Source organism: Haemophilus sp. SZY H8 (assembly GCF_018829755.1).
Lineage (GTDB): Bacteria > Pseudomonadota > Gammaproteobacteria > Enterobacterales > Pasteurellaceae > Haemophilus > Haemophilus haemolyticus_K.
On the sequence record NZ_JAHKJY010000004.1, the window covers coordinates 146,693 to 171,984 of the forward strand.

The 25,292-nt window shown below is 38.0% G+C and carries 23 protein-coding genes; 15 read left to right on the forward strand and 8 right to left on the reverse strand.

All coding sequences use genetic code 11. The annotated features are described in order from the left end of the window. Nucleotides 1–124: 124 nt before the first annotated feature. The 6 genes from ribH to dapB all read left to right on the forward strand — a co-directional run bounded on the left by ribH (nucleotide 125) and on the right by dapB (nucleotide 4,035). Nucleotides 125–598, forward strand: coding sequence for a 6,7-dimethyl-8-ribityllumazine synthase (ribH, locus tag KKW16_RS07740; RefSeq protein WP_048953640.1), 474 nt, complete (start codon nucleotides 125–127; stop codon nucleotides 596–598). Nucleotides 599–601: 3 nt separating this feature from the next. After that, nucleotides 602–1,036: a transcription antitermination factor NusB gene (gene nusB, locus KKW16_RS07745; protein ID WP_005628659.1), complete on the forward strand. Its 435-nt coding sequence runs from the start codon at nucleotides 602–604 to the stop codon at nucleotides 1,034–1,036. 66 nt (nucleotides 1,037–1,102) lie between these two features. Next, nucleotides 1,103–2,089 carry a thiamine-phosphate kinase gene (gene thiL / locus KKW16_RS07750; RefSeq protein WP_048953641.1) on the forward strand — a complete coding sequence of 329 codons (987 nt, stop codon included), beginning with the start codon at nucleotides 1,103–1,105 and terminating at the stop codon, nucleotides 2,087–2,089. After that, entirely contained in the window at nucleotides 2,086–2,577 is a 492-nt protein-coding gene (locus KKW16_RS07755; RefSeq protein WP_048953642.1) for a phosphatidylglycerophosphatase A family protein, read from the forward strand. Before thiL ends, KKW16_RS07755 begins: the two co-directional genes overlap by 4 nt. Further along, the gene (locus tag KKW16_RS07760; protein ID WP_048953643.1) at nucleotides 2,577–3,206 is read left to right on the forward strand and encodes a LysE family transporter; all 630 of its coding nucleotides are present in this window, start codon (nucleotides 2,577–2,579) and stop codon (nucleotides 3,204–3,206) included. Before KKW16_RS07755 ends, KKW16_RS07760 begins: the two co-directional genes overlap by 1 nt. A 16-nt stretch (nucleotides 3,207–3,222) precedes the next feature. After that, the gene (gene dapB, locus KKW16_RS07765; protein WP_065264967.1) at nucleotides 3,223–4,035 is read left to right on the forward strand and encodes a 4-hydroxy-tetrahydrodipicolinate reductase; all 813 of its coding nucleotides are present in this window, start codon (nucleotides 3,223–3,225) and stop codon (nucleotides 4,033–4,035) included. Here the strand turns inward: dapB and yfaE are convergent. Continuing rightward, nucleotides 4,030–4,278 (reverse strand): class I ribonucleotide reductase maintenance protein YfaE, encoded by a 249-nt coding sequence (gene yfaE, locus KKW16_RS07770; protein ID WP_044232385.1) that lies wholly within the window; start codon nucleotides 4,276–4,278, stop codon nucleotides 4,030–4,032. The two genes, dapB and yfaE, sit on opposite strands and share 6 nt — an antisense overlap. A gap of 48 nt (nucleotides 4,279–4,326) precedes the next feature. Between yfaE and KKW16_RS07775 the strand changes: the two genes are divergently transcribed. Beyond that, a complete protein-coding gene (locus KKW16_RS07775) occupies nucleotides 4,327–5,004 on the forward strand; it encodes a hypothetical protein (protein ID WP_226385877.1) in 678 nt (225 codons plus the stop codon). Between the two features lie 60 nt (nucleotides 5,005–5,064). Here KKW16_RS07775 and KKW16_RS07780 read toward each other — a convergent pair whose 3' ends face one another. Further along, the gene (locus KKW16_RS07780) at nucleotides 5,065–8,346 is read right to left on the reverse strand and encodes a TonB-dependent receptor domain-containing protein (protein ID WP_065264965.1); all 3,282 of its coding nucleotides are present in this window, start codon (nucleotides 8,344–8,346) and stop codon (nucleotides 5,065–5,067) included. 262 nt (nucleotides 8,347–8,608) lie between these two features. On the opposite strand from KKW16_RS07780, the gene pheS reads away from it, so the two are divergent. Genes pheS through KKW16_RS07800 form a run of 4 tightly spaced genes read left to right on the forward strand, consistent with a single transcriptional unit; the run spans nucleotide 8,609 to nucleotide 12,849 of the window. After that, complete coding sequence (gene pheS / locus KKW16_RS07785) at nucleotides 8,609–9,598, forward strand: phenylalanine--tRNA ligase subunit alpha (protein WP_021035163.1); 990 nt, start codon at nucleotides 8,609–8,611, stop codon at nucleotides 9,596–9,598. A gap of 33 nt (nucleotides 9,599–9,631) precedes the next feature. Beyond that, nucleotides 9,632–12,019 carry a phenylalanine--tRNA ligase subunit beta gene (gene pheT / locus KKW16_RS07790; RefSeq protein ID WP_215768158.1) on the forward strand — a complete coding sequence of 796 codons (2,388 nt, stop codon included), beginning with the start codon at nucleotides 9,632–9,634 and terminating at the stop codon, nucleotides 12,017–12,019. A 1-nt stretch (nucleotide 12,020) separates the two neighbouring features. After that, nucleotides 12,021–12,311: an integration host factor subunit alpha gene (locus KKW16_RS07795; protein WP_048953654.1), complete on the forward strand. Its 291-nt coding sequence runs from the start codon at nucleotides 12,021–12,023 to the stop codon at nucleotides 12,309–12,311. A gap of 52 nt (nucleotides 12,312–12,363) precedes the next feature. Beyond that, nucleotides 12,364–12,849: an NlpC/P60 family protein gene (locus KKW16_RS07800; protein ID WP_204714030.1), complete on the forward strand. Its 486-nt coding sequence runs from the start codon at nucleotides 12,364–12,366 to the stop codon at nucleotides 12,847–12,849. Between the two features lie 48 nt (nucleotides 12,850–12,897). Here KKW16_RS07800 and KKW16_RS07805 read toward each other — a convergent pair whose 3' ends face one another. The 4 genes from KKW16_RS07805 to potA all read right to left on the reverse strand — a co-directional run bounded on the left by KKW16_RS07805 (nucleotide 12,898) and on the right by potA (nucleotide 16,839). Next, the gene (locus tag KKW16_RS07805) at nucleotides 12,898–13,980 is read right to left on the reverse strand and encodes an extracellular solute-binding protein (RefSeq protein ID WP_065264952.1); all 1,083 of its coding nucleotides are present in this window, start codon (nucleotides 13,978–13,980) and stop codon (nucleotides 12,898–12,900) included. 126 nt (nucleotides 13,981–14,106) lie between these two features. Next, a complete protein-coding gene (gene potC / locus KKW16_RS07810; protein ID WP_005628794.1) occupies nucleotides 14,107–14,877 on the reverse strand; it encodes a spermidine/putrescine ABC transporter permease PotC in 771 nt (256 codons plus the stop codon). Further along, the gene (gene potB, locus KKW16_RS07815) at nucleotides 14,877–15,737 is read right to left on the reverse strand and encodes a spermidine/putrescine ABC transporter permease PotB (protein ID WP_005638601.1); all 861 of its coding nucleotides are present in this window, start codon (nucleotides 15,735–15,737) and stop codon (nucleotides 14,877–14,879) included. Before potB ends, potC begins: the two co-directional genes overlap by 1 nt. Next, entirely contained in the window at nucleotides 15,721–16,839 is a 1,119-nt protein-coding gene (potA, locus tag KKW16_RS07820; protein WP_165818753.1) for a spermidine/putrescine ABC transporter ATP-binding protein PotA, read from the reverse strand. The genes potB and potA overlap by 17 nt, the downstream gene beginning before the upstream one ends. A gap of 296 nt (nucleotides 16,840–17,135) precedes the next feature. Between potA and pepT the strand changes: the two genes are divergently transcribed. Then, nucleotides 17,136–18,374, forward strand: coding sequence for a peptidase T (gene pepT / locus KKW16_RS07825; RefSeq protein WP_111407892.1), 1,239 nt, complete (start codon nucleotides 17,136–17,138; stop codon nucleotides 18,372–18,374). A 159-nt stretch (nucleotides 18,375–18,533) separates the two neighbouring features. Here pepT and KKW16_RS07830 read toward each other — a convergent pair whose 3' ends face one another. Continuing rightward, nucleotides 18,534–19,163 (reverse strand): histidine phosphatase family protein, encoded by a 630-nt coding sequence (locus KKW16_RS07830; protein WP_111407893.1) that lies wholly within the window; start codon nucleotides 19,161–19,163, stop codon nucleotides 18,534–18,536. Between the two features lie 89 nt (nucleotides 19,164–19,252). Next, nucleotides 19,253–20,620 (reverse strand): toxin/drug exporter TdeA, encoded by a 1,368-nt coding sequence (tdeA, locus tag KKW16_RS07835; protein WP_111407894.1) that lies wholly within the window; start codon nucleotides 20,618–20,620, stop codon nucleotides 19,253–19,255. Between the two features lie 303 nt (nucleotides 20,621–20,923). Between tdeA and glnS the strand changes: the two genes are divergently transcribed. The 3 genes from glnS (at nucleotide 20,924) to malQ (ending at nucleotide 25,288) form a co-directional block, all read left to right on the forward strand. Further along, nucleotides 20,924–22,597 (forward strand): glutamine--tRNA ligase, encoded by a 1,674-nt coding sequence (glnS, locus tag KKW16_RS07840; protein ID WP_111407895.1) that lies wholly within the window; start codon nucleotides 20,924–20,926, stop codon nucleotides 22,595–22,597. A gap of 77 nt (nucleotides 22,598–22,674) precedes the next feature. Then, the gene (locus tag KKW16_RS07845) at nucleotides 22,675–23,127 is read left to right on the forward strand and encodes a YcgN family cysteine cluster protein (RefSeq protein ID WP_005631793.1); all 453 of its coding nucleotides are present in this window, start codon (nucleotides 22,675–22,677) and stop codon (nucleotides 23,125–23,127) included. Nucleotides 23,128–23,197: 70 nt separating this feature from the next. Continuing rightward, a complete protein-coding gene (gene malQ, locus KKW16_RS07850) occupies nucleotides 23,198–25,288 on the forward strand; it encodes a 4-alpha-glucanotransferase (protein ID WP_165818754.1) in 2,091 nt (696 codons plus the stop codon). Nucleotides 25,289–25,292 lie beyond the last annotated feature (4 nt).

Consider the following 25,292-nt stretch of genomic DNA (forward strand, 5'->3'; position numbering starts at 1 on the left):
AATGCTTATGCTATGCTAAATTCACTAAAATGAAAATAAAAAAGTGCGGTTGGTTTTAAAAAAGTTTTTTTATGCTAGAATTCTCTACTAAATTAACGATAGCGATTTTTTAATAGGAAAAAATATGAAAGTTTTAGAAGGCTCAGTCGCAGCACCTAATGCAAAAGTTGCAGTAGCAATTGCTCGTTTTAACAGTTTTATTAATGAAAGTTTATTAGATGGTGCAATTGATGCATTAAAACGTATCGGCCAAGTGAAAAATGAAAATATCACTATCGTGCGTGCCCCGGGTGCGTATGAGTTGCCATTAGTTGCGCGTCGTTTAGCTGAAAGTAAAAAATTTGATGCGATTGTGGCATTAGGTACAGTTATCCGTGGTGGTACTGCGCATTTTGAATATGTAGCAGGGGAAGCAAGCAGCGGTTTAGGAAAAGTTGCAATGGATGCTGAAATCCCCGTAGCTTTTGGTGTATTAACCACAGAAAATATTGAACAAGCAATTGAACGTGCTGGTACTAAAGCAGGTAATAAAGGTGCAGAAGCAGCCTTAACCGCACTTGAAATGGTTAATCTTATTCAACAAATTGATGCGGCATAAATCATGACAGAACAAAAACAAGTGAAAAAGCCTTCTGCTCGTCGTCGTGCGCGTGAATGCACTGTTCAAGCCTTGTATTCTTGGGCGGTATCTGGCAATACTGCAGAACAAGTTGAATTAGCCTTTGTGTTAGATCAAGATATGGATGGGGTAGATAAACCTTACTTCCGTAAATTATTTCGTCAAACAGTAGAAAATATTGAAACCGTTGATTTTTCAATTTCGCCTTATATTGACCGCGCTTTTGATGAGCTTGATCCTATTGAAACTGCAATTTTACGTTTGGCCGTTTATGAATTGCGCTTCGAGTTAGATGTGCCATATAAAGTGGTTATCAATGAAGCGATTGAAGTGGCAAAAGTATTCGGTGCAGATGAAAGCCATAAATATATCAATGGCGTACTTGATAAAATCGCACCAGCATTAGGGCGTAAATAATCCTTTTAAATTGAAAATGGCGCGCGTTTTTAACGCGTGCCTTTTCTTTTATAAGATAGGTGAAAAATGGCAATGGGTGAATTTGATTTAATTAAACGATATTTTCAGCCACAAATATTAGTTGATGATTCAGTTCAATTATCTATTGGCGACGATTGTGCGCTGGTTTCCGTGCCAGAGAATTATCAGCTTGCCATTACGACTGATACAATGGTGGAAAATACACATTTTTTACCAATCATTTCACCTGAAGATTTAGCTTATAAGGCCGTTGCAACAAATTTAAGTGATCTTGCTGCAATGGGGGCACAGCCCAAATGGGTTTCTCTGGCATTAACTTTGCCAAATGTAGATGAAAATTGGATTTCAATATTTAGTCAAAGTTTATTGCACACGTTAAAACAATACAACGTCACATTAATTGGTGGTGATACCACAAAAGGCAACTTATCTATTACGATTACGGCACAAGGTTTTGTCGAAAAATGCAAAGGAATTTGTCGGCATAAAGCGCAAGTTGGTGATTTAATTTATGTTTCAGGCACATTAGGCGATAGTGCGGCGGGTTTAACGCAAATTTTATCGAGCAAAAGTGCGGTTGATTCTGATGATGTTTTTCTGCAACAACGTCATCTTAGACCCACACCTAGAATAGAACTTGGACAGGCGTTAATTGATATTGCTCATGCTGCCATTGATCTTTCCGATGGGTTAATCTCTGATTTAGGGCATATTCTTGAACGAAGTCAATGTGGCGCAGAAGTTGAACTTTCTGCTTTACCTCTTTCATCCGCGATTTTGCATAAATATGATCGCACTCAAGCGGAACAATTTGCCTTAAGTGGTGGAGAAGATTATGAACTTTGTTTTACCATACCGCCCGAATCTAAAGATGAATTAGAATTACGCTTGAAAAAATTGAACATACCTTGCACTTGCATTGGTAAAATCATTGAAAAGTACGGTGACTTTTCGACCCGTTTTTTATGGGATGGAAAACCTGTGAATATAACTTTTTCAAGTGGTTTCGATCATTTTAAGGAATCAAAATGACAGAAAATAATCCTCTTAAAAAAATCTCTCTTTTAAATCCTATTCATTTGCTTGCCGTTGGTTTTGGATCGGGCTTAATTCATCCTGCTCCCGGTACTTGGGGGAGTTTGGCTGGAACAATTTTAGGCGTGATTTTACTTTCTTTACTAGACGTAAAAACCTTTTTAATTTTTACCGCACTTTGTTTTCTGCTCGGCTGCTACCTTTGTCAAAAAACTACTGCAGATATGGGGGTTCACGATCATGGTTCTATCGTTTGGGATGAATTTGTCGGTGTATTTATTGTATTAGCGTCGATACCGTCATTATCTTGGCAATGGATTTTGACTGCTTTTGCGTTATTCCGCTTTTTCGATATTTTAAAACCGTTCCCAATTCGTTATTTTGACGAAAGACTAGAAAGTGGTTTTGGCATTATGGTCGATGATGTTTTAGCGGCAATTTATGCGGTGATTGTCGTATTTGCTATTCAGTATTGGATGTTGTGATGCTAAATTTAATCATTGTGCATTTATTTGGATTAATGACACCAGGGCCAGATTTCTTCTATGTAAGCCGAATGGCGGCAAGTAACTCTCGTCGTAATACAGTTTGTGGCATTTTAGGCATAACGCTTGGCATCGCCTTTTGGGGAATGCTTTCTATGTTGGGATTGGCGGTGTTATTCGTTACTATTCCTGCATTACATGGCGTTATTATGTTGCTAGGCGGTAGTTACTTAGCATATCTCGGTTTTTTAATGGCTCGCAGTAAAAAACACGCTCAATTTGAATCGCACTCTGATACTGAATTTAATCAGCAAACCACGATTAAAAAAGAAATTGTGAAAGGGCTTTTAGTGAATTTATCCAATGCAAAAGTCGTGGTGTATTTTAGTAGCGTGATGTCGCTTGTCTTAGTAAATATCACTGAAATGTGGCAAATTATCTTGGCTTTTATGGTAATTGTGGTTGAAACATTTTGTTATTTTTATGTGATTTCATTGATTTTTTCACGTAATATTGCCAAGCGTTTATACAGTCAATACAGTCGTTATATTGATAATATGGCAGGTATTGTATTTTTATTTTTTGGTTGTGTGCTTGTTTATAATGGCATCAACGAAATAATTCATTAATAAAAAAGGAAGTAAAATGACATTAAAAATTGCAATCGCCGGCGCTGGCGGAAGAATGGGGCGTCAATTAATTCAAGCGGTTCATTCTGCGGAGGGTGTAGAACTAGGTGCGGCGTTTGAACGCAAAGGATCATCTTTAGTCGGGACGGATGCGGGAGAATTGGCGGGAATTGGTCAACTTGGTGTAACAGTTTCAGACGATCTTGAAAGCCAAAAAGATAAATTCGATTTATTAATCGATTTTACTCGACCAGAAGGCACCCTTGAACATATTGCATTTTGCGTAGCGAATAATAAAAAAATGGTGATCGGTACAACTGGTTTTGATGAAAATGGTAAAGCGGCGATTAAAACCGCTTCAGATAAAATTGCTATTGTGTTTGCATCAAATTTCAGTGTTGGTGTGAATTTAGTCTTCAAGCTTTTAGAAAAAGCAGCAAAAGTGATGGGCGATTATTGCGATATTGAAGTGATCGAAGCACATCACCGTCATAAAGTTGATGCGCCATCTGGCACCGCACTTTCTATGGGCGAACATATCGCAAAAACCTTAGGTCGCGATTTAAAAACTCACGGAGTCTTCTGCCGAGAAGGAATCACAGGCGAACGTAAACGCGATGAAATTGGTTTTTCAACTATTCGCGCTTCGGATGTGGTGGGGGAACACACGGTGTGGTTTGCTGATATCGGCGAGCGTGTAGAGATTTCCCATAAAGCATCAAGTCGTATGACTTTCGCTAATGGTGCAGTGCGTGCTGGTAAATGGTTAGAAAATAAAGCGAATGGCTTATTTGATATGACCGATGTATTAGATTTAAATAATTTATAAATCAATTTCAATGTCACTTTCTACGTGACAGCAGCATAATAAAATCTCATCAGGTTGAATAAAGGCAAGGGGCGTATCTTTATATGATACCTTGCCTTTTTTGATCTTCACACGACAAGAACCACAATAGCCACTACGGCATTGATATTCATGATGAATATTATTTTTCTCGAGATGATCGAGTAAACTTGTTTCATTATTGAATTCTAATGTGGTTTTACTGTAGATTAGATGAATTTTCATAATAACAATGCAGTGAAATTTGCTGGGCATTATATAAGGAAAATCCATATGTTAAAAATACTGTGTTTTATAACCGCACTTTTTATTACGGCTTGTAGTTCTATTAGCAAAGAACCAGTGAAGACGGTGGATGTTTATATTAAACCTTATTATTCTGCTGAAAATGGAAAAGCAGAAAATGTATTTGTACATAAAGAAATCGATCCTATGCTACGTGAAAATACGATAAAAGGTTATGAAAGTGCGGTGAAATTTGTAGAAGAAAATCCGGCTCGCATTTCACCAATGACGATGTTCACGTTAGCCGCGCGGGCGTACGATTTTGGATTAAGAGATGAAGCTGTTACTTGGTTTTATCGTGGACAAAACCGTTTGATTACCGCACTTTATGTGTTGGATTTACCAAAACAAACGGTGCAGGATAATACAGGGTTCAGCCATGTTGTAGGGCAGTTTATTAATGCTTATGCGTTTTGCAATTTTGATAAACAAAGTCGTGCCGCCGAAAATGCGGTGAAATGGACAATTACGCATCCTTATGAAGTTATTTTCTTACCAACATTGTCCGCAAAATTTGCAGATCGTAGAAAAGCGTTAAAAGAAGCAGAAGAAAAATTAGTTCAACGTTTACAGGAACAAGCACATTTTTTTGCCAATCCAAACAATAAAGAAAAATGGCAAAAAGAGCGGTCAGAAAATTTTGTGAATGAACGATTTTGTTGGTAATAAGAAAAAATGGAATAGCGATAACGTTATTCCATTTTTAGTATGATAAACCATATATGGTTAGAATGTACTTGTTAAACCAAATTTAATGGTTCTTCCTGGCGCTGGCATAGATGAACGAGTCATTGGATCAAGATAATAACGATCAGTTAAGTTTGTCGCAGACAATGACAGCGCAAGATTCTCATTCACTTTGTAGTTCATATACGCATCAACCAAGAACACTGGCTGCCAACGTGGGTTGTTATTGCTATTGGCAAACCAGCCTGCATCACGTAAAGATTTGTTACGAGTTTCTTTCACATTAGTGTGATATACCATACGGGTGCCAACTTCTAATCGCTCATCTAAGAAACGTACACCGAGATTTGAGGTAATGCTGTATTTCGGCAAAATGGCATTTTTTAAGTAGCCGTTTTCATTACCACCATTAACGCATTCAGGATAGGCTTCAAATGTATGTATATCACCTATACCACCAACATCTCGAATTGCTGAACTTTTATCGCAGAATTTATTTTTGATGTTGTAGCTAATACCGATATCACCGAAGATTCGACCTTGATCATAACGAGCGGATAATTCTACACCTTCTAAAATCCGTTTATCAAACTGCTTCATCTCATAATTAATATCACGGTCAAAAATATTTTTCGTGGTATTTTTGTACCAATTTAGTCGAATATCCGCACGGCGTAAACTTGGGAAGAAACCACGTAAATCATGCACATATCCCACTTCAATATTTTTGCTGTGTTCCGGTTTACGTTTATAGAGCGGCGTGAGAATATCAATGGAATAGCCAATGGTATCTTCAAAAATACTCGGCATACGTTTGGTTTCATCATAGCGCACATAAATTCTGGCGTTATCACTTAAAAATGCGGTAGCACTAAAGGAAGGTGCCCAAGCGTGATCTTTACGCTCCGCCTTTTTCATTTTTTCCCACTGTTCTTTGGTTACTGGTGTTTTTTCTGGCGAACCGGAAAAATCAGTACTAATGTCATATAAATAATCTTCTTTCCCAGTTTGTGGATGGATTACTTTTTTTTCTAACATTTCTTTTGTAATGCGTCCATCCGTAAGCGGAAAATGCTCAACAGAAAAATTACCATATTCGTCTCGTTCCCAATAAATGGTCTGCGTTGCAGATTGATCCCATTCACCTTTATCACCACTGAGCTGTGACCAACTATCATATTCCTCATCTGTGGTTGGAGTCCCGCCATGTGAAACAACATACTCATCACGATCATCAAGCCATTTTTGTAATTCTGGTGAATCATCAGCAGGTATTGGATATAATTCTTTAAATTTTTCCTGAAGTGAAATTATTAAATCATTTTTCCTTTCAAAATTTATATAGTCTTGTGTTATTTTAGGGGCGACTTGCTTCAATTTTCTTACTGTAAATGGAATACGTGATTCGGTTAATACCTCTTCCTGTTTTAAGTGTGCAATTTTTTCCTGCAAACCGCGATCTTTAGATTTGTAATGGGTATATTTCATCCCAGCAGTCAGTAATAACCAATCGGTTGGTGAATATTCAAATTTGAAGCCTGCATTAAATTCATTTCGGTTGCCTTTTCGATTTCCTGAACGAGCAGTGTTTGATACTCGGCAAATACCATGTATATCGCCTTCCACACAGGTATAATTTTCCCCTTCTATTTTAGCATCAGTCTCGTATTGATTAAATGCAGTAAGTTGATATTTATCCCAAAGTTCATAAACATTGGTACTGTCTAAAGTTTCACGACGATAATTTGTCATGACACTTAAACGAAGTTTTGGACTTAGTTCCGTGACATTGCTAAAGGTTATTCCCATATGATTATCACGGGCAAATTGCACTTGCGCGGGTTGAGTATTAAAAATCCCATCAATATTTTTAAATTTAGGATTTTTCATATATTCCTTTATTTTGCTATTAAAAATTTCGTAAAAACGATCTTTTATACGTTTATATTCAACGGGATCTTTCACTTGATCTAATTCATAGGCTTTATCACCAAACTCATTTGCGAGATCAAATTGAGATAAAGTACCAATCAGTTGAGTATTATAATCACTAAAAAGTACATCACCCGGTGAGCCGCCCGATGTATTAGTTGCCGTATCATTTTTTACTGCCCATACACCTATTTTTAAATCAAGCCATTTGTTATCCGGCGGGTTATAGGAAAACTCAACATTACCTGTTTTTTGTTTTACATCTGCTAGTGGCCATTGTGTGACGGTATTACGCGCAGCATAGTTATAGCCAAGTCGGGAAGGCATAATGTCGCCGTAATTTATTTGCGTGTCTCGGAAGTTCGCAGAAAGTGAAGCATATTTATTAAAGTGGAGTTTCCCCTTTAATAACCAAGATCGGCTTTCATAAGATGTATTTGGTACTTCTTCACCCGGTTTATAAATTCGAGCAATGAGTGGAATATAAGGGTCATCGGAGTTTTTATCTAAATCAAGCGGGCCAGTTGTTCCTTCACCGTATTTTTTCCCTCCCCGTTTACCAGCAAAATAATTGCCTTTGTTGCGATAAGCATACGCCCCTAAGACTTCATAACCATCATCTTTTGCGGCTAACGCCAAACGTACGGCATTATCGTGTAAAGGTTTGTTTCTGCCTTTTTTTCTTGGGCTAATCCGATCATCATCTTTAAAATACAACGCCCATTCAGCTAATTCTGCACGCCCGTCTGGTGAAACAAGTCGATAATCCTGACCAATAGGTACACCTTCATAAGGATGAGCCTTAATGGAATTGTTGGCTGTCTCCGTTTTAAGTTCAATACCCCATTTTTTGCCAGGCTTAATGATCTCATTAGGATTTAGCGTCGACATACGAATCGTGCCTGCCGCCCCAGAGCGCAAAGTGCGGTCTAAATTTGGGCCTTTTTCCACATTCACTTCACTCACTAAAAATGGATCAAGATAGTTACGATTGCTTACTCCAGAATAACCACGCCAAACGGTAATCGCTTGTTCAGTATCATCAACTAATACAGGAATTCGCCCTTGCCCCCAAGAACTTCGAATGATTGGATCAATCGCACCGCCATTACGCGCATCGCCACTATAGACGCCTGTAATACCACTTAATAAATCAGATACAGATTGAGAATGATAAGTTTCAATTTCTTTTTTGCTTTTATATTCTGTTACGTTGTTTTTGCTATAAATGGAATCTTTTCCTTTTAATGCTATATCATCTGATGAAGCATTAACATTAATTGTGTCTAATTGACGTATCGACTCAGCTTGGCTAAGAGATGGGAGGATTCCGATTAAAGATAAAAATAATAAAGTAGCAGTGTTATATCGTTTTTGTGGATCATTCATATAAACCCCTTAATTTTGAGAATGATAACGCTTATCATACGCTTAAGTTAATGAAAATCCTACTATATAACTTGGTTTTACATTAAAAATGAGAAGATGATCACAATTTTTGTTTTTAGAGTTTGAGTCAACATTTAAATACTTTAAATATTATCATCTGATAAACCAATGATTTTTCGTATTATTCTTTTACTTTTTAAGTACTTGGTATTATCATTACTCGGTTTTTTATTTTATAGAGAAAAGAGAAGCAGGGGAAACTATGCAACATCTGAACGAGCTTGTTGAGAAAGCGAAATTAGCGATTGAATCCATTCAGGATAAAAGTTTAACGGCTTTGGATGAAATCCGTGTCGAATATTTTGGTAAGAAAGGGCATTTTACTCAATTAATGCAAGAATTGCGTAATGTGTCAGCAGAAGAACGTCCGGCTATGGGTGCAAAAATTAACGAAGCAAAACAAGCTGCGTTAGAATTTTTAAATGCAAAAAAAACGGAGTGGGAACAGGCTGAACTTAACGCAAAATTAGAAAAAGAACGTGTTGATGTCAGTTTACCTGGTCGCAAAGTTGAAACAGGTGGCTTACACCCAGTCACTATGACGATTAATCGCGTAACAAAATTTTTCTCAGAACTTGGCTTTTCAGTTGAAAATGGCCCTGAAATTGAAAGTGATTATTACAACTTTGATGCTTTAAATATTCCTAAACATCACCCAGCACGTGCCGATCACGATACTTTCTGGTTTAATCCAGAATTATTACTCCGCACTCAAACTTCTGGCGTGCAAATTCGTACTATGGAAAAAATGCAGCCACCAATTCGCATTATGGCTCCAGGACGTGTATATCGTAATGACTACGATCAAACGCATACGCCAATGTTCCATCAAATTGAACTACTTTATGTGGATAAAAAAGCAAATTTCACAGAATTGAAAGGTTTATTGCACGATTTCTTACGCGCTTTCTTTGAAGAAGATTTACAAGTACGTTTCCGTCCATCTTATTTCCCGTTTACAGAACCTTCAGCCGAAGTGGATGTGATGGGGAAAAACGGTAAATGGTTAGAGGTGTTGGGCTGCGGTATGGTGCACCCAAATGTGTTGCGTAACGTTGGTATTGATCCGAATGAATATTCTGGTTTTGCCGTGGGAATGGGCGTTGAGCGTTTAACAATGTTACGTTATAACGTAACAGATTTACGTTCGTTCTTTGAAAACGACTTACGTTTCTTAAAACAATTTAAGTAATTTCTCGGATTTGAATTAAAAGGATAACAACAAATGAAATTTAGTGAACAGTGGGTAAGAGAATGGGTGAACCCTGCGGTGTCCACCGAGCAATTATGCGAGCAAATTACCATGCTTGGCTTAGAAGTAGATGGCGTGGAAACCGTTGCGGGTAAATTTAATGGTGTCGTTGTTGGTGAAGTAGTGGAATGTGCACAACATCCAGATGCAGATAAATTACGTGTAACTAAAGTGAACGTAGGTGGTGATCGTTTATTGGATATCGTGTGTGGCGCACCAAATTGTCGTCAAGGCTTAAAAGTCGCTTGTGCAACAGAAGGTGCGGTATTACCGGGCGATTTCAAAATTAAGAAAACGAAATTACGCGGTCAACCATCAGAAGGAATGCTTTGTTCATTTTCTGAATTAGGTATTGATGTTGAAGCAGACGGTATTATTGAGCTGCCAGTTGATGCACCAATCGGTACAGATTTACGTGAATATTTAGGTTTAAACGATAATGCCATCGAAATTAGCTTAACGCCAAATCGTGCGGATTGTTTGAGCATTGCGGGTATTGCGCGTGAAATTGGTGTGGTAAATAAACAGCCAGTAAATCAACCGCACTTTGAAGCGGTTCCCGCAACAATTTCTGATAAAGTTCAAATTGATTTACAAGCACCAGAAGCCTGCCCGCGTTATTTATTGCGTGCGGTGAAAAACGTTAATGTGAAGGCTGAATCGCCAATGTGGATGCAAGAAAAATTGCGCCGTTGTGGTATTCGTTCTATTGATCCGATTGTTGATATTACTAACTATATTTTGCTTGAGCTTGGTCAGCCAATGCATGCGTTTGATGCGGCTAAAGTTGCGCAACCTGTTCAAGTTCGATTCGCAAAAGAAGGTGAAGAATTAGTATTATTAGATGGCTCAACAGCAAAACTTCAATCAAATACTTTATTAATTGCCGACCAAAATGGTCCTTTAGCAATGGCAGGAATCTTTGGTGGTGCAGCCAGTGGCGTGAATAGCGAAACGAAAGATGTGATTTTAGAATCCGCATTTTTCGCTCCATTAGCTATTGCTGGCCGTGCAAGACAATATGGTTTACATACGGATGCATCACACCGTTTTGAACGTGGTGTGGATTTTGAATTAGCACGTAAAGCAATGGAACGCGCAACCGCATTATTGCTTGAAATCTGTGGTGGTGAAGCGGGTGAGATTTGTGAAGCAAGCAGTGAAGCTCATCTTCCTAAAGTCAATACCGTTCAACTTCGCCGTAGTAAATTAGATGCACTTTTAGGTCATCATATTGAAACAGAAAGCGTAACAGAAATTTTCCATCGTCTTGGTTTCGATGTTACTTATGCAAATGATATTTGGACGGTAACTTCTGCAAGCTGGCGTTTTGATATTGAAATCGAAGAAGATTTAATTGAGGAAGTGGCGCGTATTTATGGTTATAACAGCATTCCAAACAATGCGCCATTAGCGCATCTCCGCATGCGTGAGCATAAAGAATCTGATTTAGATTTAGCTCGAATTAAGACTGCACTTGTGGATGCTGATTACCAAGAAGCCATTACTTATAGCTTTGTAGATCCAAAAATTCAAAGTTTATTACATCCACATCAAGAAGCACTTGTATTGCCAAACCCAATTTCTGTGGAAATGTCAGTAATGCGCGTGTCTTTAATGAGTGGTTTATTAGGTGCGGTGCTTTATAACCAAAATCGCCAACAATCTCGTGTTCGTTTATTTGAAACAGGATTACGTTTTGTACCAGATGCCAATGCTGAATTTGGCGTGCGTCAAGAATTTGTTTTAAGTGCGGTGATTACTGGAACGGCAAAATCTGAACATTGGGCAGGCAAAGCAGAGTCTGTTGATTTCTTTGATCTTAAAGGTGATTTAGAATCAGTACTTTCTTTAACAGAAGGTGGTAATAGAGTTCGTTTTGTTGCAAAACAATTTGATGCATTACACCCTGGCCAATCAGCTGTTATTGAATTAGATGGTCAAGAAATTGGTTTTATTGGTGCAATTCATCCATCTATTAGTCAAAAACTTGGCTTAAATGGCAAAACTTTTGTATTTGAAATTCTTTGGAATGCAATTGCGGCACGTAATGTGGTGCAAGCAAAAGAAATTTCTAAATTCCCAGCAAACCGTCGTGATTTAGCTTTAGTCGTCGCGGATAGCGTACCAGCAGGGGAATTAATCGCAGCATGTAAACAAGCAGGCGGCGAAAAATTGGTGCAAGTGAACTTGTTCGATGTATATCAAGGTGTGGGCGTCGCTGAAGGCTATAAGAGTTTAGCCATTAGCTTGACTGTCCAAGATAATGAAAAAACACTTGAAGATGAAGAAATTAATGCAGTGATTTCAGCAGTATTAGCGGAGGTAAAACAACGCTTTAATGCTGAATTAAGGGATTAATATGGCTACGATAACTAAAATTGATATTACTGAGAATTTAATTGAAAAATATCAGTTACCTAAAAATGAAGCAAAAAAAGTTGTAGAAAACTTTTTTGAGGAAGTCCGGGTATCACTTGAATCTGGTCATGATGTAAAATTATCAGGGTTTGGTAACTTTGAATTACGTAATAAAGCTTCACGTCCAGGACGTAATCCTAAAACTGGAGATGTAGTGGCAGTTTCTGCTCGCCGAGTGGTAACATTTAAACCAGGGCAAAAGTTACGTGCTCGTGTAGAAAAAACTAAATAGTAAGCAACAAAAAGTGCGGTGAATTTCTACCGCACTTTTCATATGAAAAGGTATGAAAGTATATAAATCATTTTTAATCGCTACTGCCTCGCTGTTTTTATTCGCTTGTTCCAGCTTTCAAAACGATGATTATGCGATGAACTATAAAGGTCAAATCGGTGATCCTATTATGGCCATAGCCATGTTGAGCGAACAACAACATGAATGGGCGGGTACACCTTATGTGCTCGGTGGTGTTTCACGTCGTGGCGTAGATTGTTCCGGTTTTGTGCAGAAAACTTTCTTCGATCGTTTTAATCTTCATTTGCCAAGAAGTACAACTGAACAAGCTAATTATGGTAAACATGTACGCAAAGAAGATATTCAAACTGGTGATTTAATTTTCTTTAAAACTGGACGAGGCCCTAATGGCTATCACGTGGGAATTTATGTAAAAGAAGATAAATTCCTTCATGCTTCCACCAGAGGGGGAGTTGTCTATTCTTCAATGAATAATCCTTATTGGTCTAAGGCATTTTGGCAGGTTAGACGGATTTAGATGATTTAAGTATAAGTGCGGTTTTAACCGCACTTATATTTATTAGAATTATTTAGCTGCTTTTAATTCTTGATAATATTGCTCATAGAATTGAATTGCATCGCCAACGTCATCTTGCCAGTGGCTATTTTTTAATACATCAGCCGGTGGATAAATCGCTGGATCTTCAGTTATTTCTTTTGGTAATGCTTTTTTCGCTTCTAAGTTAGCTGTTGGATAGCCAATTGCTAAGGTTAATTTTTCCGCAGCTTTAGCGCCTAACATGTAGTTAATAAGTTTATGAGCGCCATCTGGGTTTTTAGCGGTTTTAGGAATTGCTAGAGTATCAACCCAAAGTACAGGGCCTTCTTTCGGGAATACCATGTCTAAAGGTGCTTTTTCTTTTTTAGCAATACGTACAGAACCATTCCATAATTGACCTACTTCAACTTCACCTGAGATGAAAGAGTTCGCTGGGTTATCGGAATTGAAAGAAAGTACATTTGGACGTAGTTTTAATAATTCTTCATAGGCTTGTTTGATAATGGCTGGATCTTGAGTATTTGGATCTTGACCAATTTTCAACAAAGCGATGTTGAATACTTCGCGTGCATCGTCTAATAACTGAACTTTGTTTGCAAATTCTGGTTTCCACAAGTCAGCCCAAGAAGTGAATTGAGCGCCTTTATAAGTGTTGGTATTGAATGCAATACCTGGTGCACCTAATAATTGTGGAAGAGAGTATTTGTTACCTTTATCATAAGGTTTATCAAGCCAATCAGGGTCTAATTCTTTAATAACAGGTAATTTGCTGTGATCTAGCTCCATTAACATGCCTTCTCTAGCCATCTTAGAAACAAAGTAATTAGATGGTGCAATCACATCATAGCCACCAGCAGCACCTTGAGTTTTGAGTTTTGCATACATTGTTTCGTTTGATTCTAGGCTTGAAACGATAACTTTGATGCCAGTTTCTTTAGTAAACTCATCTAAAAGACCATCTGGTACATATTCAGTCCATGTGTAGAGGTACACGGTGTCATTGGCAGTAGCCGGAGATTTTGCAGCTTCAGCTTTGCTATCTTTATCATTACAAGCAGTTAAAGTTGCAGCTACTAAGCCTGCAGTAATTAAACCTGCGAATTTTTTCATTTTTGTTTGTTCTCCGTAAAGAGTCGTAAAAAACCACCTGCCGAATGACAGGCATAAAAAACGCCTTGATTGTGCGTCAAGGCGTATTCTATTTTAAATTCAAAGGTTTGTGAAACCTTTTGTTTATTAATGGTTATTTTTTCGTGTAATTAGCTGGCTTAAAACGACAAGAGCCAGTGAAAGCACGATCATAATTGTTGCTAAAGCATTAACTTCAGGTGTTACACCGGTTTTCACCAGAGAGAATATTCTCAATGGTAAGATTTCATAACTTACACCACTGACGAATGATGAAACCACAACATCATCTAGTGAAATAGTGAAACTTAATAACCAACCAGATACAACTGCAGGTAATGCTAAAGGAAGGATAATTTTACGTAAAATAGTCACTTCGCTTGCACCTAAGTCTTTCGCTGCTTCTAACATTCTAGAGTCAAAGCCATTTAAGCGAGAGAAGATAGTTACGGTCACATACGGTAAACAGAAGGTCACATGAGCCAATAATAAAGACCAGAAACCTAATGAAATACCCACAACCATAAATAATGCAAGCAAAGATACTGCCATTACAATATCTGGTGACATCATGACGATAAATAACATACCGCTTACCGCTTGTTTACCGCGGAATCGATAGCGATAAAGTGCGATTGCAGTTAATCCACCTACAATAGTCGCTAGTGTAGCCGCAAAAAATGCAATAGTTACCGAATGAATCGCTGCTTGTATTAAGGTGTCGTTATTAAATAAACGCTCGTACCAGTTCCAGCTAAAGCCTTTCCAGCTTAAACCATAACGATCTTCGTTAAAGGAATTAGTGACTAAAATAATAATTGGGATATACAAATAAGCGTATACCACAAACATAAATGCATTACGTAGTAAACGACTCATTATTCTAACTCCACTTTCTTATTCAATAGTTTGTTCGCGCGGTAGTACACGAAAATCAACAATGCCATTAGAACAGTTAAACCAATACTGATTGCAGAACCAAATGGCCAGTTACGAGAAATTAAGAATTCGCTCTTAATTACGTTACCAACTAGCAATACTTTTGCTCCGCCAAGTAAGTCTGCAACGTAGAACATACCCATTGCTGGTAATAACACTAATAAACACCCTGCGATGATGCCTGGCATGGTTAGTGGTAAAATAACACGGAAGAAACGTTGGAATGCATTTGCACCTAAATCTCTTGCTGCCTCTAATAAGCGACCGTCTAATTTCTCAATCGCAGAGTAGAGCGGCAAAATCATAAATGGCAATAGCAAATAAACTAAGCCTATGATTACCGCAATTTCTGTATTCAAAATGCGAATTGGTTCACTCAAAATTCCCATATCCATCAACATGGTATTAAGCACACCTTTCACACCGAGAAACACTTTCATTCCATAAATACGGATCAACGAGTTTGTCCAGAATGGTAAAACCACAAGGAACAATAAGAGCGGTCGATATTTAGGATTAATTTTGCTCATCATGAAAGCAAATGGATAGCCAACTAATAAGCAAATAATGGTAGCTATGCCCGACATATACAATGAATTCCACACAACTTGTGCATAAAGCGGATTAAACAAGTTTGTGTAGTTTTCAATGGTGATTGGGAAAGCGTAAAAGTCGCTACCGTCTCTAGTCAGAAAACTTACGGCGAATACCAATAAGTTTGGAATCAACACAAAGAAGATGAGCCAACTGAAGATAATCGCAACAGTAATTTTCTGGAATTTATTATTGATTATCTTCATCGTTGAGAACAACCTCCCAGCCTTCATGCCATGTGATGCCTACGCGTTGACCTACGCTATGATCCATATGTGGATCGTCTTCGTTAAAGAATTCACTTACAAGTACACGCATGCCATTATGATCAAATTCTACAGTTGATTCTAATGTCATTCCTTTGTAAGTGCGGTCAACAATGTGGCCGATAATCGCTTTAGAATGTTCATTTTCATCTAATTCTTCAATCACAATATCTTCAGGGCGAAGGAGTACTTGAAGTTTTTGATCTTTCTCAACAGGCATGTCTGTGTAAATATCACAAACTCGACCTTCAACATTCGCGAGTACAACTTGTTCTGACTTACGTTCAATCACCGTTGCTTCAAATACGTTAATTTCGCCAATGAAACGAGCAACGAATAAGTTAGCTGGATCTTCATAGATTTCACGTGGAGAACCATCTTGTGCGATTTTACCTTTACGCAACAACACAACACGATCAGACATTGTAATTGCTTCTTCTTGATCGTGGGTGACGAAAATAAAGGTAATGCCAAGCTGACGTTGTAACATTTTGAGTTCATTTTGCATTTGTTTACGCAATTTGTAATCCAATGCAGATAAAGACTCATCAAGTAACAACACTTTTGGTTTATTTACTACGGCGCGAGCGATGGCAATACGTTGTTGTTGTCCGCCAGAAAGTTGGGTTGGCTTACGATCAGCCATTTCTTCTAGCTGTACCATACGCAAGGCTTCTAAAACACGCGGTTTAATTTCGTCGTTTGGTACTTTTTGCATACGCAAACCAAAAGCCACGTTCTCAAAAATTGTCATATGTGGAAATAGCGCATAGCTTTGGAATACAGTATTAATGTGACGTTTTTCCGCTGGTACATTGGTGATATCTTCACCATCTAAAATAATGCTACCTGAATCCAATTCTTCTAAGCCTGCAAGTAAGCGTAAAACTGTGGTTTTACCACAGCCTGAAGGGCCGAGAATAGTGACAAATTCACCGTTATTAATTGTAAGATTGAAATCGTTAATAATGGTGTTAGAACCATAGGATTTTTTGATTGAACGAAGCTCAATAATAGGCTTGTTTTGAAGCTGATTTTCCACTAGCTTTGGTTTTCTCCCTAATTTCACCAATGATTTGGTACTGAGTAGAAATAAAACCTGCAAGACTGCAGGGGCGACATATAAAAATAGACGCCTATGATATAGTGAATTGTTAATAATTAAAAGGACTTAATACCTTAGAAAGTAAAAAAACTGCCGTTCATAAAAATAACAAGAAATTTACCCGCACTTTCGATGAATTTTACTTCATTAATTTTATAAATATTGTTATATATCAAGATGTTTTCTATTTTTCTCGTTAAACTAAAAAAGATATTTTTAAAAGGAGCGAGAATATGATTTCTCAAACAGATAAAACAGAACTTTTAGAACGATTTTTACATTATGTGTCTTTTGACACTCAATCAAAACCTAATGCGAAGCATTCCCCCAGCTCTGTCGGGCAAATGAAGTTAGCCATGCAGTTGCAAAAAGAGCTCATCCAACTTGGTTTAGAGAATGTTCAAGTAAGTAAATACGCGGTTGTGACCGCATTTTTACCGGCTAATGATCCTAACTTAACGAAAACCATTGGTTTAATTGCGCATCTTGATACATCTCCGCAATGTAGTGGTAAAAATGTACGCCCTGAAGTGATAGAGCAATATCGTGGCGGAGATATTGCATTAGGTATTGGCGAGGAATTTATTAGTCCTGTTTACTATTCTTTTATGCAAAAATTGGTCGGGCAGACTCTGATTGTTGCCGATGGAACCACTTTGCTTGGGGCGGATAATAAAGCGGGAATTGCAGAAATTATGACCGCACTTTCCATTCTTCAAAAAGAGAATATTCCTCATTGCAATATTCGCGTTGCTTTTACGCCTGATGAAGAAATTGGCTTGGGAATCCATTATTTCCCAATGGAAAAGTTTTACTGTGATTGGGCATATACCATTGATGGGGGAGAAGTAGGGGAATTAGAATACGAAAACTTTAATGCTGCCACGGCAAAAGTGCGGTTTTTCGGGCGGAGTATTCATCCTGGTTACGCAAAAGGAAAAATGGTGAATGCACTGACTTTAGCTTGCGAGTTCCAGCAAGTTTTTCCAGTTGATGAAGTACCAGAAAAAACAGATGGGAAAGCGGGCTTTTATCATTTAGAAGATTTTTCTGGCGATATTGAGCAAGTAGAGCTCACTTATTTAATTCGTGATTTTGATGAGCAGAATTTCGCACAAAGAAAAGCTTTTATTAAAAGTCAGGTGGAAAAATTTAATGCTAAAAAAGGTTTGAAAAAGCCTATTGAGTTAGACATTCAAGATAGCTACCAAAATATGTATGATGTGGTAAAAAATGTTCCTCAATCAATTGAACTTGCTGATCGAGCAATGAAAGCGGTAGGGGTTAAACCAAGTCATAAGCCGATTCGAGGCGGTACAGATGGAGCATTTTTAGCCTCTAAAGGTTTAGCATGTCCCAATATTTTTACGGGCGGCTATAATTTCCATAGTAAACACGAGTTGGTTTCTTTACAAGGCATGGAAAAGACGGTCCAAGTAATTATCGAAATGTTAAAATGTAAAGAACTGTAAAGATTTGTAAAGAAATGTAAGGGTTTCTCTTGCTATTCTTTAGATTAATCAATATAATGACCTTGTTTTATCGAGATTCCTTTGATAAAGCTAAACTTTAGAGATTTTATTCATAAATTCCTTTTTGATGCCCCTAATTATTTAGGGGCTTTTTTTTACCTATTGTAAATGCGTTGTGTCATTTAGTTTTTTAAGGCTAAAGCCTTTTTCACTGTCATAATGCATGATGCTAATAGCAGTATTTAATAAAGATACTGATTTATCTTTATCTCGGTGATTTTGCCAAGTTGCGCCATTGAGTAAAGCAATCAATAGACGCAAGGTATGGCCATGCGATACCACTAAAATATTCCCTTCTTGATGAATCTTAATAATATCTTGTAAAGCTACGATAGCGCGTTTGGCTAGTTGTTCATAGGTTTCTCCACTATTCGATTCAGCTTTATAGTTTGCAGGATCATTAATCATTTGTTGGAATTCGGGCAAAGGTCGGATCAGTTCCACATTTGTTCCTTCCCAACTACCAAAATAATGTTCATTTAATCCACGATGTTGGAATAAGGGAATGTTTCGATCGCCAATAATATAATTGGCCGTGTCAATGGTACGTTGTAAACAGCTCGAATAGGCCGCAATAAAATCGACATTTTGTAAAGCTTGCCCAGTTTTGACCGCACTTTGAATGCCTTCTTCTGTTAATGGAGAATCTCCACTGCCTTGCATTAATCCTTGTTCGTTCCAAACAGTGCGGCCATGACGAATAAAATAAAAAGTAAGTTGTTTTTTCATTTTTAGGAATATTTATTGGTAAGGTTTATACCTTAATGAGGAATGTAATATTAAAAAGGGCGTTTAAAAACGCCCTATGTTTAGTTTTATTAACGAGAGTAATATCCCGCCATTGAGCTATATACCGCATTTTCACTTTGCAACACTTGATATTTTGCATTCAAAATTGCAAGTTGTGATGATTTTTCAGTATTGGCTGCAACTAACCATTCGCGCAATTCGGACACGCCCGCATTATAGCGATTTCGATAATATTGCGTGATACGTTGATTGTAACTATGGGTTTGCTGTAAATTACTTAATGTGCTTTGCGCTTGGGTAAATGCAAAGTAGTTGGTATCCACATTATTGAGAGCGGTGGTAATACGTTGTTCGTAATTTAAACGCGCGGTTTCATAGTCAGCTTCAGAAATTTTAACGTTCCATTTTACGGTGTTCCAATTTAAGAATGGCAAGCTAATTCCGACCGTGCCTGCAGCCACAGGATTGTGTAACGCCGTGCCAACAGTACTTGCTGTTGAAGATAGACTTCCACCTAAATTAACCTCTGGGAACCAGCTTTTTTGAGTTGCTTTCGCATTTTTGAATGCACTACTTAAACGGAATTGTGCTGCTTTTACATCAGGACGATTTGCAATCACAGATACAGGAACATTCAAATTCACCCCAGCTGTTTTCACATTCATAATATGTGGGAAAGTGATATTTAACGCATCGTTTGGTTTTAAGTTTAGCAGATTGCGCAAGGTTTGTTCTGCCGTTTTGCGTTGGGTTTCAAAATTTAATTTGTTATTACGCGCCGTTAATACTGCTTGTTGCGCTTGATCTACGCTGACCGCATCTGCCACACCCTGTGCTAAACGCGTTTGCATAATATTACCAATGTCAGTGTAATATTTGATCGTTTCGTTGGTTGTGCTAATTGCATCATTTAAATAAGCAATTTGATAATAAGTTGTTACTACAGAATTGATTAATGATAAACGAGCAGATTCCATGTCTTCTGCGGTTGCTTTGTGCGACCATTCCGCAGCATCAGCGGCATTGGCTAAACGTTGCCAAAGATCCAATGTATAGCTCACATTTAAAGAACCTTTGTGTGAAATGGCAGAGTTTGCACTGGTATCAACTCGACGTTGTGCCGCTGATGAAGTTGAACCATTAAATGCAGGCACTAAATTTGCGCCCACTAAATTTGCACTATAAAGCGCACGGTTTACTGCCACAGCTGCTTTAGCTAAATCTTTGTTGTTTATTAACGCTTGTTCTACGACGCGATTTAATTGCACATCGTTATACAATGACCACCAATTTTCTTTTACATTATATTGCTTGGTAATTTCTTCATATTGCTTGTAATCTTCAAGGCTTGCTTGATAAGAATCGCCAATATTGGCACATCCCACCAATGCACTAGACATCAACAAAGTAAGCGTGATATTTTTCATTTTAAACATTGAGTTTTCCTTCTTACGAAAATGAGTGGAAAGTGCGGATGATTTTAACCGCACTTTTGTGTTTTACAAAATTATTCCCTTGCGAACCCAATTATAAAACAAACCACTGAACGATTGTTCATGAGAGGCGGCATTGTAATGATTTATTCTATTTTTTGCACGAAAAATCTTGCGGTTAAACAAAAAATGCTGAAAAAGTCATAAGCTATTAAATAGAAAGTGCGGTTAGTTTTGGGATCAAATTCACAACGCCTGACTTTTCGTATAGAATGGGAAAATTATTTTCAATTTATTGAGAAATTTATGAGCAATACAGAACACACTCTAGAAAATGCGGAAAATACCCGCACACATAACTTCATTACTCAAATTATTGATGAAGATTTAGCTTCGGGTAAACATAAAAGCGTTCATACCCGTTTTCCGCCTGAGCCGAACGGCTATTTACATATCGGTCATGCGAAATCTATTTGTTTAAACTTTGGCTTAGCCAAAGAATACCAAGGTTTATGTAACCTACGTTTTGACGATACCAATCCTGTAAAAGAAGACGTGGAATATGTGGATTCCATCAAAGCTGACGTGGAATGGTTAGGTTTCAAATGGGAAGGCGAACCGCGTTATGCATCTGATTATTTTGATGCGCTTTATGGTTATGCTATTGAATTAATCAAAAAAGGCTTAGCCTATGTGGATGAGCTTTCTCCAGAAGAAATGCGTGAATATCGCGGTACCTTAACCGAGCCTGGTAAAAATAGCCCATATCGTGACCGCACTATTGAAGAAAACTTAGCTTTATTTGAAAAAATGAAGAACGGTGAGTTTGCAGAGGGTAAAGCAAGTTTACGTGCAAAAATTGATATGGCATCGCCATTTATGGTCATGCGTGATCCAGTAATTTATCGTATTAAATTTGCGAGCCATCACCAAACAGGTGATAAATGGTGCATTTATCCAATGTACGATTTCACCCACTGTATTTCTGATGCAATCGAACGTATCACACATTCAATCTGTACATTAGAATTCCAAGATAACCGTCGTTTATATGACTGGGTATTGGAAAATATCAGTATTGAGCGTCCATTACCGCATCAATATGAATTCTCTCGTTTGAATTTAGAAGGCACGTTAACGTCTAAACGTAAATTATTGAAATTAGTGAATGATGGCATTGTTGATGGGTGGAACGATCCGCGTATGCCGACGATTTCTGGTTTACGCCGTCGCGGTTATACGCCGGCTTCGTTACGTGAATTCTGTCGTCGTATCGGTGTGACGAAACAAGATAACGTCGTAGAGTATTCTGCACTTGAAGCCTGCATTCGTGAAGATTTAAACGAAAATGCACCACGCGCAATGGCGGTGATTGATCCTGTTCGTGTTGTGATTGAAAACTTTGAAGGGGAAGAAACCTTAACGGCACCAAATCACCCTAATCGTCCTGAATTAGGGGAGCGTCAATTACCGTTTACGAAAGAGCTTTATATTGATCGCGCAGACTTCCGTGAAGAAGCGAACAAGCAATATAAACGTTTAGTATTAGGTAAAGAAGTACGTTTGCGTAACGCCTATGTGATTAAAGCTGAACGTGTCGAAAAAGATGCAAATGATGAAATTACTACGATCTTTTGTACTTACGATCCTGAAACTTTAGGTAAAAATCCTGCTGATGGTCGTAAAGTCAAAGGTGTCATTCACTGGGTTTCTGCAGCACATAATCACCCAGCTGAATTCCGTTTGTATGATCGCTTATTTACCGTACCAAATCCAGGTGCTGAAGATGATATTGAAAGCGTGTTAAATCCGCATTCTCTCGTGGTAAAACATGGTTTTGTAGAACAAAGCTTGGCGGCTGCGGAAGCAGAGAAAGGTTATCAATTTGAACGTGAAGGTTATTTCTGTGCGGATAGTAAAGATAGCCGACCTGAACATTTGGTGTTTAACTTAACAGTAAGTTTAAAAGAAGGCTTCTAATTTTAATCAACCAAGTGCGGTCAAAATAAATGCGATTTTGACCGCACTTTTTATTTGTATCTACTATGCAATCCAGTATGCAACTTGAACCTAATTTTTGGCAAACAAAATCCCTGCTTGAAATGACCGAATCTGAATGGGAAGCCTTATGTGATGGCTGCGGCAAATGCTGTTATCGCAAATATATTCAAGGGCGAGGAAAACGCCAAAAACTTTATTACACCCGAATTGCTTGCAACCTTTTAGATGTGGAAACAGGAAAGTGCGGTAATTATTCAGAGCGTTTTAAAATTGAAACCGACTGCACCAAACTCACCAAAAAGAATTTACCTGATTTTCATTGGTTGCCTGATACTTGTGCCTATCGTTTGCTTTATGAAGGAAAGACACTCCCTGAATGGCATCCACTCATTTCTGGCCATGCGGATTCCTTAAAAAATGCTGATGTTTTAATCAAAAATGGTGTGCATGAACGCGATGTAATTGATTGGTTTGAATTTATTATTGACGAAGATCACACTTTTAAATAAAGCCGGTTGTCATCACTTTCAGCTTGGTTATAATCCCTAACAAGAGTTATACAGTTGTCATGTGGTGTCTATGCAAATCTCGGATTCTCTCAAACAAAAAGCAGAAAAATGCGGTATCGCGCTTTCTCATTATGATATTGATGGACATCTTATTTTCGCAGATGAAAAGACGATTTCAACTTTTGTTGAGCTTTTGCAACCTCCGCCAAAAGCGAAAGTACAGTTTGACGATGTACTGGCTGCATTTGAAAATGAACCGATTGATTATCGACTAAATCGTCTAGATTTGCCTCCTGCCGATGAATATCGTTATCATCTGATTGATGAATCTAATGCTATTCTGTTAGAAAAAACACTTTCAAATTTATCCGCACTTTCCTTGCCTCCACTTCCTTTTGGCTATTATCAATTATCTATTTTTTCCGATACTGAAGAGTACCGCGTTCGTTTACTTATTTCTCCTAAAGCAGCTTTTCAACCACCCGTATTAAAAAATAAAAAAGTGTGGGGCGTGAATGTGCAACTTTACAGTTTACGCTCAGAACAAAACTGGGGCATTGGCGATTTTGGTGATTTAGCTTATTTGATCGAACAAAGTGCAAAACAAGGTGCGGATTATGTGGGAATTAATCCATTACATTTGCCATATCCTGCTGTGCCAAACTGGGCCAGTCCTTATAGTTCATCCTCTCGTCGTTGGTTGAATTTCTTATATTTGGCAATTCCTGATTTACCAGAATTTAAGCGTTGCCGTTCAGTGCAAAATTGGTTTAAGCGTGAGGATATTCAAGCAAAAATTGCTGCTTTACGTGAAAGTGATTGCGTCGATTATTCTTCAATACTGGCTTTAAAATTAACCGCACTTGAGTCCCTGTTTGATTTCTTTCAACGTAGTCAATCCGCTGAAATTGTGACACGTCGAACAATCTTTGCCGATTATTTAAAAAATAAAGGTGAACCTTTGTTGTTGCAGGGCTTATTTAATGTATTAGATTTACAAGAACATGCCGACCATCAAGTAGAAGAAAATACCATCGGTTGGCTTGGCTGGCGTAAGGGATGGCAACATTTAAGTGCGGCAAAAAGAAAAGCCCTATTAAAAACACACCATGAGCAAATTCAATTTTTTGCTTGGTTGCAATGGCTTTCGGAAGAACAGCTTTCCGCATTACAAAATCTTTGTAAACAATCTGGTATGAAGTTGGGTATTTATGGCGATTTAGCGGTGAATAGTTCTCGTGGTAGTGCTGATGTATGGAGCGATCCTGATTTATATTGTGTAAATGCCTCTATTGGCGCACCGCCTGATCCCTTAGGCCCAGTCGGGCAAAATTGGAATTTGCCACCTTATAATCCAACCGTGCTAAAAGCACGTGGCTTTGCACCATTTATTGATATGCTACGTGCCAATATGCAATATTTCGGTGTGCTACGCATCGATCATGTTATGGGCTTATTCCGTTTGTGGTGGATTCCAGAAGGAAAAAACGCGGCTGATGGCGCTTATGTTCATTATCCTTTTGATGAATTAATGGCGATTCTTGCCATTGAAAGTGTACGTAATGAATGTTTAATTATTGGTGAAGATCTCGGCACCGTGCCTGATGAAGTGCGGTGGAAATTAAACGAGTTTCAAATTTTCTCTTATTTTGTATTGTATTTTGCCCAACGAAATGGCGAATTTCCTCTTATATCTGATTATCCTCGAAATGCTTATGCCACCATTGGCACGCATGATGTTCCCTCATTACAAAGTTTTTGGCATTGCCGTGATTTAGAATTATTTAATCAACTCGGTATTCTGAATGGGGAAGTGCTCAAGCAAAAATATGATCAACGCGTCATGGATAAACAAGCCTTATTAAATAGTTTACATCGTGATAATTATTTACCACCGCATTATGAAGGTGATGCGCTTTCTATGGCGATGCATGATCATTTAAACCGAATGATTCATCATTATTTAGCGGAAAGTAACAGCCGATTGATTGGTGTGCAATTAGAAAATTTACTTAGCCAAGAAATCAGTTTTAATTTGCCGGGCACCTCAAATGAATACCCAAATTGGTGTAAGAAACTTGCTCAACTGTTAGAGTTTATTTTTAGCAATGAAGCTTTAAAAACGTTCTTTGTGCAAATTAACCAAGGGCGAAATGTATAAGGAG

Coding starts and splice junctions, on each gene's coding strand:
- KKW16_RS07775 (WP_226385877.1), top strand. CDS start 4,327: ATGTTAAAAATACTGTGTTTTATAACCGCACTTTTTATTACGGCTTGT.
- KKW16_RS07830 (WP_111407893.1), bottom strand. CDS start 19,163: ATGAAAAAACAACTTACTTTTTATTTTATTCGTCATGGCCGCACTGTT.
- ribH (WP_048953640.1), top strand. CDS start 125: ATGAAAGTTTTAGAAGGCTCAGTCGCAGCACCTAATGCAAAAGTTGCA.
- dapB (WP_065264967.1), top strand. CDS start 3,223: ATGACATTAAAAATTGCAATCGCCGGCGCTGGCGGAAGAATGGGGCGT.
- KKW16_RS07780 (WP_065264965.1), bottom strand. CDS start 8,346: ATGAATGATCCACAAAAACGATATAACACTGCTACTTTATTATTTTTA.
- nusB (WP_005628659.1), top strand. CDS start 602: ATGACAGAACAAAAACAAGTGAAAAAGCCTTCTGCTCGTCGTCGTGCG.
- yfaE (WP_044232385.1), bottom strand. CDS start 4,278: ATGAAAATTCATCTAATCTACAGTAAAACCACATTAGAATTCAATAAT.
- malQ (WP_165818754.1), top strand. CDS start 23,198: ATGCAAATCTCGGATTCTCTCAAACAAAAAGCAGAAAAATGCGGTATC.
- glnS (WP_111407895.1), top strand. CDS start 20,924: ATGAGCAATACAGAACACACTCTAGAAAATGCGGAAAATACCCGCACA.
- KKW16_RS07755 (WP_048953642.1), top strand. CDS start 2,086: ATGACAGAAAATAATCCTCTTAAAAAAATCTCTCTTTTAAATCCTATT.
- thiL (WP_048953641.1), top strand. CDS start 1,103: ATGGCAATGGGTGAATTTGATTTAATTAAACGATATTTTCAGCCACAA.
- potC (WP_005628794.1), bottom strand. CDS start 14,877: ATGAGTCGTTTACTACGTAATGCATTTATGTTTGTGGTATACGCTTAT.
- pheT (WP_215768158.1), top strand. CDS start 9,632: ATGAAATTTAGTGAACAGTGGGTAAGAGAATGGGTGAACCCTGCGGTG.
- KKW16_RS07845 (WP_005631793.1), top strand. CDS start 22,675: ATGCAACTTGAACCTAATTTTTGGCAAACAAAATCCCTGCTTGAAATG.
- KKW16_RS07800 (WP_204714030.1), top strand. CDS start 12,364: ATGAAAGTATATAAATCATTTTTAATCGCTACTGCCTCGCTGTTTTTA.
- KKW16_RS07805 (WP_065264952.1), bottom strand. CDS start 13,980: ATGAAAAAATTCGCAGGTTTAATTACTGCAGGCTTAGTAGCTGCAACT.
- tdeA (WP_111407894.1), bottom strand. CDS start 20,620: ATGTTTAAAATGAAAAATATCACGCTTACTTTGTTGATGTCTAGTGCA.
- KKW16_RS07760 (WP_048953643.1), top strand. CDS start 2,577: ATGCTAAATTTAATCATTGTGCATTTATTTGGATTAATGACACCAGGG.
- pheS (WP_021035163.1), top strand. CDS start 8,609: ATGCAACATCTGAACGAGCTTGTTGAGAAAGCGAAATTAGCGATTGAA.
- potB (WP_005638601.1), bottom strand. CDS start 15,737: ATGAAGATAATCAATAATAAATTCCAGAAAATTACTGTTGCGATTATC.
- KKW16_RS07795 (WP_048953654.1), top strand. CDS start 12,021: ATGGCTACGATAACTAAAATTGATATTACTGAGAATTTAATTGAAAAA.
- pepT (WP_111407892.1), top strand. CDS start 17,136: ATGATTTCTCAAACAGATAAAACAGAACTTTTAGAACGATTTTTACAT.